Consider the following 8,475-nt stretch of genomic DNA (forward strand, 5'->3'; position numbering starts at 1 on the left):
CCCATTTTCAATGACTATCAAAAAGAAGATTCTCTGGTCGGCAGTCGTTCTGCTACTGCTGGCCATGGGAATTATCATAGGCGGAAGTTTCTATCTGATTGATTTCGCTCTCCGACCGGAAAACCGGGGGAAAAACATGGTGGAATCTGAAACTTTCATGCGAAAGGAATATCCTCAGATTGTCCAATGGCTGGACAGTCTGGAAGAACATCATGCACTCCGGGATACATTTATCCTCGCACCCGACGGCATTCGGATGCACGCGTTTTATGCACACGCCTCCCGCCCTACTGCCCACACGGCAATTATCGTACACGGCTATACGGACAATGCCATCCGTATGTTTCACATCGGCTATCTCTACAATCATTCACTGGACTATAATATTTTGCTGCCGGACCTGCGCTACGCGGGACTGACGGAAGGGGATGCCATCCAAATGGGGTGGCTGGACCGGAAGGACGTAAGGCAATGGACAGACGTGGCACCAGCCTTGTTTGGGGATTCCTTGCAGGCGGTAGTACACGGCATCTCCATGGGGGCAGCCACCACCATGATGCTGTCGGGGGATGCGACTCCCGACTACGTGACTTGCTTCGTGGAAGACTGCGGCTATACCAGCGTATGGGACCAGTTCAGCAAAGAACTGAAAGATTTGTTCGGCTTGCCTCCTTTCCCATTACTCAACACGGCCAGCTGGATTTGCCAGTTGCAGAACGGATGGAATTTTCAGGAAGCTTCGGCTTTGTCGCAGGTAGCGAAATGCCGCAAGCCCATGCTGTTCATCCACGGCGACAACGACGACTTTGTACCGACGTGGATGGTATACAAACTTTATGAGGCCAAACCGGCTCCCAAGGAACTATGGATTACGGAGGGTGTAGATCATGCCCATTCCTACAAACTGTATCCGGAAGAATATACAGAACGGATAAAGGCATTCACTGAAAAGTACTTGCACTGACCTTCCAAAGAAGACGGTCTCAAAATAGAAGCACTGAACAGGCCGACTTACAATCCCTACATGATATCCTAAAAAAATCTCCTGCTTCAGTCCTCATTTATCTTCAATGACAGGACGAAAGCAGGAGATTTTTTACGTTGGAATTCCAATTTATCAAATATAGACTTTCACGATTTCACTTCCTGGAGAGGGACGCTTTCTGTATCGGTCTGCCTCTCCCCGAATCAAGCCTGGAGTTCCTCACATTCTTTCAGCCACAATGCTGCACTGGCATCACTCGGCATACGCCAGTCGCCTCGCGGACTCAAAGAGACGGAACCGACTTTCGGACCGTCGGGCAGACAAGAACGCTTGAACTGCTGGGCAAAGAAACGACGATAGAAGTTCGTCAACCACTTCTTGATGGTCGTGCTGTCGTACGTGCCACGGAAGGCAATCTCGGCCAGATAGAAAATTTTGGCCGGACGGAAGCCGAAACGCAGGAAATGGAACAAGAAGAAGTCGTGCAACTCATAAGGACCTACCAAATCTTCGGTCTTCTGCTTGATGTTGCCATTCTCGTCGGCTGGAATCAGTTCCGGACTGATTGGGGTATCGATGATGTCGAGCAGGGTATTGCGGGACAAGGTATCCACTCCCGTCTGTGCCACCCAGTTCACCAGATAGCGAACCAAAGTCTTGGGGATGCTGGCATTCACGCCATACATCGACATGTGGTCGCCGTTATAGGTGGCCCATCCTAAAGCAAGTTCCGACAAATCGCCGGTACCGATGACCAATCCGCCCAGCTTGTTGGCGTAATCCATCAGAATCTGCGTCCGCTCACGGGCCTGTCCGTTCTCGTAAGTCACATCGTGTACCGACATGTCCTGACCGATATCCTGGAAATGCTGAATGCAGGCATCCTTGATGCTGATTTCCTTCGTGGTCACTTGCAGAGAGGCCATCAGAGAGAGGGCATTGTGATAGGTACGGTCGGTGGTTCCGAAACCCGGCATGGTTACGCCCACGATTCCCTTACGCGGCAAGCCCAACTTGTCGAAAGTCTTGACACAGACCAACAAGGCCAACGTAGAATCCAGTCCTCCGGAAATACCTAATACGACCGTATTGCAATGGGTATGTACTAGACGCTTGGCCAGACCCGCCACCTGAATGGAGAAAATTTCTTCGCAACGTTCGTCCAGCTGACGGGTGCCGGAGGGCACAAACGGATGAGGTTCTACCGGACGGGTCAGACTCAGTTCCCGTATCGGAACCAATTCCGTGCTGATATGTTGCACAGGTACTTCCTGATGCATCCGTATGCTGGCTGAAAAAGTGGTGTTCACCAGACGCTCCCCTCTCAGACGCTCCACATCAATCTCACTGATGACCAACTGTTCTTCGAAAGAGAAACGGTCGGAAGCGGCAAGCAGGCTGCCGTTTTCATAAATCAGGGCATTCCCTGCGAAAACCACATCGGTAGTCGATTCTCCAAAGCCGCAGGAAGAGAACACATAGCCCGCCAGGCACCGTGCCGACTGCTGTGCCAGCAAAGAACGAAGATACTGATGCTTGCAGATGTTTTCCGTATCGGCCGACAGATTAAAGATGATTTCGGCTCCTTTCAGTACCAGTGTGGAACTGGGAGGTACGGGCGCCCATACATCCTCGCAGATTTCTACGCCAAAGCAAACCTCCGGCGTATCGAAGAGCAAATGGGCACTTATGGGAACCACCTGTCCGCAAAGGCGGACGGTAGTCGAATCGGGATGAGCCGCCGAAGAAGTAAACCAGCGCTGCTCGTAGAATTCTTTATAATTGGGAAGATAAGTCTTCGGTACAAGTCCTAAAATCTTGCCTTTTTGAAAAACAACCGCACAATTCATCAAAGTGGAGTTTACCATCACCGGCATACCGACAATAGAAATAATATCCAACTGACGGGTGTTATTGACAATCTGCATCAAAGCAAACTCTGCCTGCTCCAGCAGCAAACTCTGGGCAAACAAGTCTCCGCAAGAATATCCCGTCAAGTTCAATTCCGGAAAAACAATAATCTGCACGCCCTTTCCATCGGCAATGACAATCTGTTGCTCTGTCTGCTGCGCATTAAACTTGCAATCGGCTACCTTCACTGCAGGAATGGCAGCGGCCACTTTTACAAAACCAAATCTCATATAAATTTGTTATATATTATATAGTGGTGCAAAAATAAACAATATTTACACACCCCCCTATGCGAAAACGAGAGTTTTTTAACATAGCACATAAAGTAAAAAAAACAAAAAACATCACGTTCTATTTGTTAGAATAGAAAATCTTTGTATATTTGCCCTCGAATTAGAATTGTAATAATTACAGAATTGAAAAATATGACAGCATACGAATATTTGCTCGACCATGAGATTAAGCCCTCAGTACAACGCATTGCCATCATGGACTATTTGCTTAAACACAAAACCCATCCATGCATTGACGAAATTTATACAGCGCTGTGCAAGGAAATCCCTACACTCTCAAAGACTACAGTGTATAACACACTCAAGTTATTCGTAGAGCATGGTGCCGCAAAAATGCTGACCATTGACGAAAAAAATGCCTGCTTTGACGGCGACATGCAACCGCATGCACATTTTCAATGCAAGGTTTGCAATAAAATATACGATGTGCCTGCCAAGGTAGATCCAAGTGAAGCCGAAATGTTCCAAAGAGACGGATTCATCGTGGAAGAGGTACACCAGTATTACAAAGGTATCTGTCCGGAGTGCGCAGGAAAAGATATTACAAAGAATTAAAGAACATAACTTATTAATATATAACTAACTACTTAAAATTTTTTGACGTATGAAGAAATTTATCTGTACAGTTTGTGGTTACATCTATGAAGGTGAAGCAGCTCCTGAAAAATGTCCGATGTGTAAAGCTCCTGCTTCTAAGTTCAAAGAACTGGAAGAAGCTGAAGGTGGCTTGCAGTTCGTAGACGAACACGTGATCGGCGTAGCTAAAGGTTGCGACGACGAAATGATCAAAGACCTGAACAACCACTTTATGGGTGAATGTACTGAAGTTGGTATGTACTTGGCCATGAGCCGTCAGGCTGACCGCGAAGGTTATCCAGAAGTAGCAGAAGCTTTCAAACGCTATGCTTGGGAAGAAGCTGAACACGCTGCTAAATTCGCTGAACTGCTGGGTGACTGCGTATGGGATACTAAGACAAACTTGGAAAAACGTATGAACGCTGAATGCGGTGCTTGCGAAGACAAGAAACGTATCGCTACTCGCGCTAAACAGCTGAACCTGGATGCTATCCATGACACTGTTCATGAAATGGCTAAAGACGAAGCTCGTCACGGAAAAGGTTTCGAAGGTCTGTACAACAGATATTTCAAGAAATAATTGAAAGCACCGACTTTCATTACAAAAAAAGAAAGACCGCCTCAACCCGAGGACGGTCTCTCTTTTTTTTATATTTGCAACTCCATTTCAGTACTTTCTGGGGAATACCAGAATACTTCCAAGAAAGTACCGTAGTACTTCTTAAGCAGTACTGGAGTACTCCCTTGGAAGTACCGGAATATTTTTTCAGAAAGTACGGAGAAAACGTAACTGATTAACTGACTGTTTTTCCCAACCAAGTCAGTTTGTGCCAAAGGGTCTCCAGCGGACCGCGCTTGAAATGCCGGAACCACCAATGGGCAAAGGCCAACTGCAACAGGAAAAAGACAATTCCCACACACAGGCTGACCGTCGTACCGCAATACTGGTGCAAGGCCAATCCGTAACCGAAATACAGGAAGCTTCCAATAACTGACTGCATAATGTAATCGGTCAGACTCATTCTTCCATAGGGCACTAAGATCTTCTGTATCTTGCCCTTTCCCATCCAGTAAAGCAACAGGAACACCGAAACCATGGTCAGCATGAAACAGAAATTATACCAGGAATTCAGGATGGTTTTCAGACTGTCCAGCATCAAAGGCTGAGACACTAACGAAAAGACAAAGGTTTTGACAAAATAAAACACCACTGCCAGCGGAAGAGAAAAGCACAACACGTAAGTCCAGAAGTTGCGGGAACGTCCCAAAGCCGTTTCTGAAGATGAATCAAAATAACCCATCCGGCCTATCCACAGGCCGAGCACAAACAAGGCACAGGTCTGGAACACCCTTCCGTAACACCACGCCCAGTTCAGACTGGCCAGCTGACCGATGGTAAAATTCATTTTCACCATCTCCCACCAGGAATCACCTCCTAACTGCGGATACACATCGCCCAACGAGAATACCATCTGGCGGGGTGCATAATCCGGACTGAGCCATCCACACACCACTTTAATCCACTCCACCGGCTGAAGCATCAGTATGACAGCCAAAATCAGCAGTGACCGGTTCTTCCAGTGACGGACAGGCACCAGAATAAAACCCAGGATGGCATAAAGCACCAATATCTCACCGGGAAAGAACAGGGAATTCACAAACCCGAATCCCAACAGCAGCACAAGCCGCCACATGTAGCGCCCCTTGAAATCCTCTCCTCGCTTGGCGGCACTACGGCTCTGCAAATAGAAAGTGAACCCAAAGAGCAAGGCAAAAATGGCGTAGGCCTTTCCTGAAAACAGAAAGAACAACATATCCCACAACGTCTGGTCCAAATTCGCCAGTGCCGGAGAAGAAGTTTCAGGGAAAGAATAAAAATTGAAATGTTCGATATTGTGGAGCAGGATAATCCCCATCACTGCAAATCCTCTCAGCGCATCGATGGCCAGGATTCGCTCTTTTTTCTGTATGTTTTCCATAAAAGATTTAATTCACGAAAAAAGAAAACGGAAAGCCGTGGCAATTATCCTCCGGATTTCCGTTTTCCCGCCCAAAATGAATGAGCTAATCAGCCCTTCATTCTGTCTACTATTTTTTTATTCTCACTTCTTGGTAGAATCAGTTGCAGCAGCCGGAGCAGTTGTAGCAGCTGCGTCTTTCTGAGGAGCAGCAAAACCTGCAGGAGCATTCAACGGATTAGTTTTCTGTTCTTTCACTGCCTGATCCATGATGACTGAAGAACCTTCGGTCTGAGAAGGAACCACGTATGCAGTAGCTACGCTGACAATTACCATAAATGCAGCCAATCCCCAAGTCAGTTTTTCAATAAAATCGGTTGTCTTGCGAACTCCCATAATCTGATTGGAAGATGCAAAGCTGGAAGAAAGACCTCCTCCTTTAGAATTCTGTATCAATACCACGAAGCACATCAATACAGCTGCAAGTACCATTAATACGACAAATAATAAATACATTTTCTTTTATTTTGATTTAGCGTTAATAATCAACTTCTCTAAAAACCTGATTTGGTCTGCAAAGTAAGTATTTTTTTTCGGATATTTCAAATTTAATTTTTTAATAATTTCCAGCGCCTTATCATATCTCTGCTGTTTAACATAAATTTTAGCCAAGGTTTCGGTAAAATAATTTTCTTCGTCCTCCGGTTCAGGCTGTTCCGCGTCCGTATGCTCCGTTTCGTCCTCTTTTTCGGGAGCCTCATCTCCCGATTCTTCCAAAGCAAGCATTTCCTGAGACCACGCATCTGCCAGACGTTGTTCTTCTTTTTTCACTTCTTCCTTGGAGTCCTTTTCAATGAAGCTATCAATCAGTTCCTGCCCTCTGAGAGGAGCTGATTCCGTTTTCTCAGTTGAAAGTCCTTCTGCCAGCACAGAAGTATAATCCACGGCTTCGGCCGGCAATGGAAGCAAATTATCCGTCGTAGCCCCACACGTATCCGAAAGGAAACGATCAATCAGGTCCAACGTCCGGTCTTCTGCGCCCACCACAGGCGTATTATCAGCTGTTTCCGCGTGCTGTTTAATCTTAAAATGTTCTCCTTCGATGGCATAAAACAACACGCTCAAATCGGCTACGAAAAGAGCTCCCTTGCGCAACTCATCCTGAAAAGACGGGTCGTGCAACAAAAACAAATTCTTCAGATACAGAATCCGGACCGTCTGAAAATAAGGATAACGTTCCAAGAGGCTTTTCAGTTCATACAAACTCTCCGTATCCAACGACTCCGGATGCTCAATCCATTGCTGTAACCGCTGCTGTATCATCTTTCTCTTACCAGTTGGCTACGGTTGCATTGAATATCTGCTCTACGATTTCATCGATCATCTGCTGTACCAGCTCTTCCTGTACAGATGACAGCTGCTGACTGGCATTGTACTCACGACTGGCCGTAAACTGCTGGTCAGTGATATCTTCTGCATGGTTCGAATTGTTCACAAACCGTACGTTCACGGTCATTCTCAACTCTGCCATGGTAGAATAACCATCCGAACCAACTCCTTTATTATAGGCATCGTAATTGGTAATCTCACCCGAGAGTTCCAGGTCCCCTCCCTGACGTACCTGCTTCAAACGGGTCTGCTGCATATATTTGTCTTGCAAAGCCGTATTGAACATAGACTCCATCGGGCCCCAGACGAAGGCAGCCGAACGGTTCGGAAAGTTCTGGAAACTGATGGTCTTCACCTTATCATAATTAATGGAAGAACCATTAAACTTATACGACACGGTGCAGGCAGTCAAAATGCACAATACCACCGGAAGTACATATTTCATCACGCTGATATACTTCTTATTCAAGCCCATATTCTTTTATCTTTCTATAAAGTGTACGTTCTGATATTTTCAAATCATTCGCCGCATTTTTCCGTTTCCCATGATGACGTTCCAGCGCTTTCCGAATCATCTCCTTCTCTACCTCATCCAGCGACAGATTTTCTTCCACATATTCTTCCGTGTCCTGCACATCCGATACTTCTGCCGGAGTGACTTTCATGCCGGAATTCACAGGCGAAACATTGCTTACCGAAGTCACATTGGAAACCTTTCCCACTTCAGCCACCGGATTCACCACCACCGAAGGGGTCTGCATCAAGCTTACCGGAGTTTGCGGAATGTAATGCACCGGAGTAGAAGAAGTGGAAGGCATAGGGGCTTCACCTGCCCGCTCCGCCATAATGTCATGTACCAGTTTCTTCAACTCGGTCACATCCCGGCGCATATCGAACAGCACCTGGTAAAGAATTTCTCTCTCGCTCTGGAAACCTTTTTCACCTTCCGGCTTCAACCCGCCCAGAAGCGCAGGATATTTCGATACTGGCTGCGCCGGCAGATAGCCTTGCAAGATATCAGCCGTAATGTCACGATTGGTTTCAATAATGGAAATCTGTTCCGTAATGTTTTTCAACTGACGGATATTGCCTGGCCACGGATAAGAGACCAGCATCCGGCGCGCATCCTCCGATAACTGAATGGCCGGCATCCGGTATTTTTCGGCAAAGTCGGAAGCAAATTTCCGGAACAAGAGTGGAATATCATCCGGACGTTCACGCAAAGCCGGCACCTTGATAGGTACCGTATTCAAACGATAATACAAGTCTTCACGAAACCGCCCGTCGGCTATGGCTTCCGAGAAATCCACGTTCGTGGCAGCCACAATACGTACATCCGTTTTCTGTACCTTGGAAGAACCTA

9 protein-coding genes are annotated in these 8,475 nt (G+C 46.7%); 3 read left to right on the top strand and 6 right to left on the bottom strand.

The annotated features are described in order from the left end of the window. The first annotated feature begins 10 nt into the window (after positions 1-10). A complete protein-coding gene (locus RDP42_RS06645; RefSeq protein WP_308763060.1) occupies positions 11-964 on the top strand; it encodes an alpha/beta hydrolase in 954 nt (317 codons plus the stop codon). Positions 965-1,188: 224 nt separating this feature from the next. Here RDP42_RS06645 and RDP42_RS06650 read toward each other — a convergent pair whose 3' ends face one another. Further along, positions 1,189-3,126: an NAD(+) synthase gene (locus RDP42_RS06650; RefSeq protein WP_308763061.1), complete on the bottom strand. Its 1,938-nt coding sequence runs from the start codon at positions 3,124-3,126 to the stop codon at positions 1,189-1,191. A gap of 195 nt (positions 3,127-3,321) precedes the next feature. Here RDP42_RS06650 and RDP42_RS06655 point away from each other — a divergent pair, with 195 nt between their 5' ends. Then, a complete protein-coding gene (locus tag RDP42_RS06655; protein WP_308763062.1) occupies positions 3,322-3,744 on the top strand; it encodes a transcriptional repressor in 423 nt (140 codons plus the stop codon). 49 nt (positions 3,745-3,793) lie between these two features. Continuing rightward, a complete protein-coding gene (locus RDP42_RS06660) occupies positions 3,794-4,345 on the top strand; it encodes an NADH peroxidase (protein ID WP_022354734.1) in 552 nt (183 codons plus the stop codon). Between the two features lie 214 nt (positions 4,346-4,559). Here the strand turns inward: RDP42_RS06660 and RDP42_RS06665 are convergent, their stop codons facing one another. The 5 genes from RDP42_RS06665 to RDP42_RS06685 all read right to left on the bottom strand — a co-directional run. Next, entirely contained in the window at positions 4,560-5,744 is a 1,185-nt protein-coding gene (locus RDP42_RS06665; RefSeq protein WP_308763063.1) for a DUF418 domain-containing protein, read from the bottom strand. 123 nt (positions 5,745-5,867) lie between these two features. Beyond that, a complete protein-coding gene (secG, locus tag RDP42_RS06670; protein WP_204476768.1) occupies positions 5,868-6,239 on the bottom strand; it encodes a preprotein translocase subunit SecG in 372 nt (123 codons plus the stop codon). Positions 6,240-6,245: 6 nt separating this feature from the next. After that, positions 6,246-7,046, bottom strand: a complete 801-nt coding sequence (locus RDP42_RS06675; protein WP_308763064.1) for a tetratricopeptide repeat protein — start codon at positions 7,044-7,046, stop codon at positions 6,246-6,248. A gap of 7 nt (positions 7,047-7,053) precedes the next feature. After that, positions 7,054-7,587 carry an LptE family protein gene (gene lptE / locus RDP42_RS06680; protein ID WP_204476766.1) on the bottom strand — a complete coding sequence of 178 codons (534 nt, stop codon included), beginning with the start codon at positions 7,585-7,587 and terminating at the stop codon, positions 7,054-7,056. Further along, positions 7,574-8,475: helix-turn-helix domain-containing protein (locus RDP42_RS06685; protein ID WP_308763065.1), on the bottom strand; the 902-nt coding region annotated here is incomplete at its 5' end. The genes lptE and RDP42_RS06685, both read right to left, overlap by 14 nt.

This window comes from uncultured Bacteroides sp. (assembly GCF_902472605.1).
Classification (GTDB): Bacteria; Bacteroidota; Bacteroidia; order Bacteroidales; family Bacteroidaceae; genus Phocaeicola.

Coding starts and splice junctions, on each gene's coding strand:
- secG (WP_204476768.1), bottom strand. CDS start 6,239: ATGTATTTATTATTTGTCGTATTAATGGTACTTGCAGCTGTATTGATG.
- RDP42_RS06675 (WP_308763064.1), bottom strand. CDS start 7,046: ATGATACAGCAGCGGTTACAGCAATGGATTGAGCATCCGGAGTCGTTG.
- RDP42_RS06660 (WP_022354734.1), top strand. CDS start 3,794: ATGAAGAAATTTATCTGTACAGTTTGTGGTTACATCTATGAAGGTGAA.
- RDP42_RS06650 (WP_308763061.1), bottom strand. CDS start 3,126: ATGAGATTTGGTTTTGTAAAAGTGGCCGCTGCCATTCCTGCAGTGAAG.
- RDP42_RS06665 (WP_308763063.1), bottom strand. CDS start 5,744: ATGGAAAACATACAGAAAAAAGAGCGAATCCTGGCCATCGATGCGCTG.
- RDP42_RS06655 (WP_308763062.1), top strand. CDS start 3,322: ATGACAGCATACGAATATTTGCTCGACCATGAGATTAAGCCCTCAGTA.
- lptE (WP_204476766.1), bottom strand. CDS start 7,587: ATGGGCTTGAATAAGAAGTATATCAGCGTGATGAAATATGTACTTCCG.
- RDP42_RS06645 (WP_308763060.1), top strand. CDS start 11: ATGACTATCAAAAAGAAGATTCTCTGGTCGGCAGTCGTTCTGCTACTG.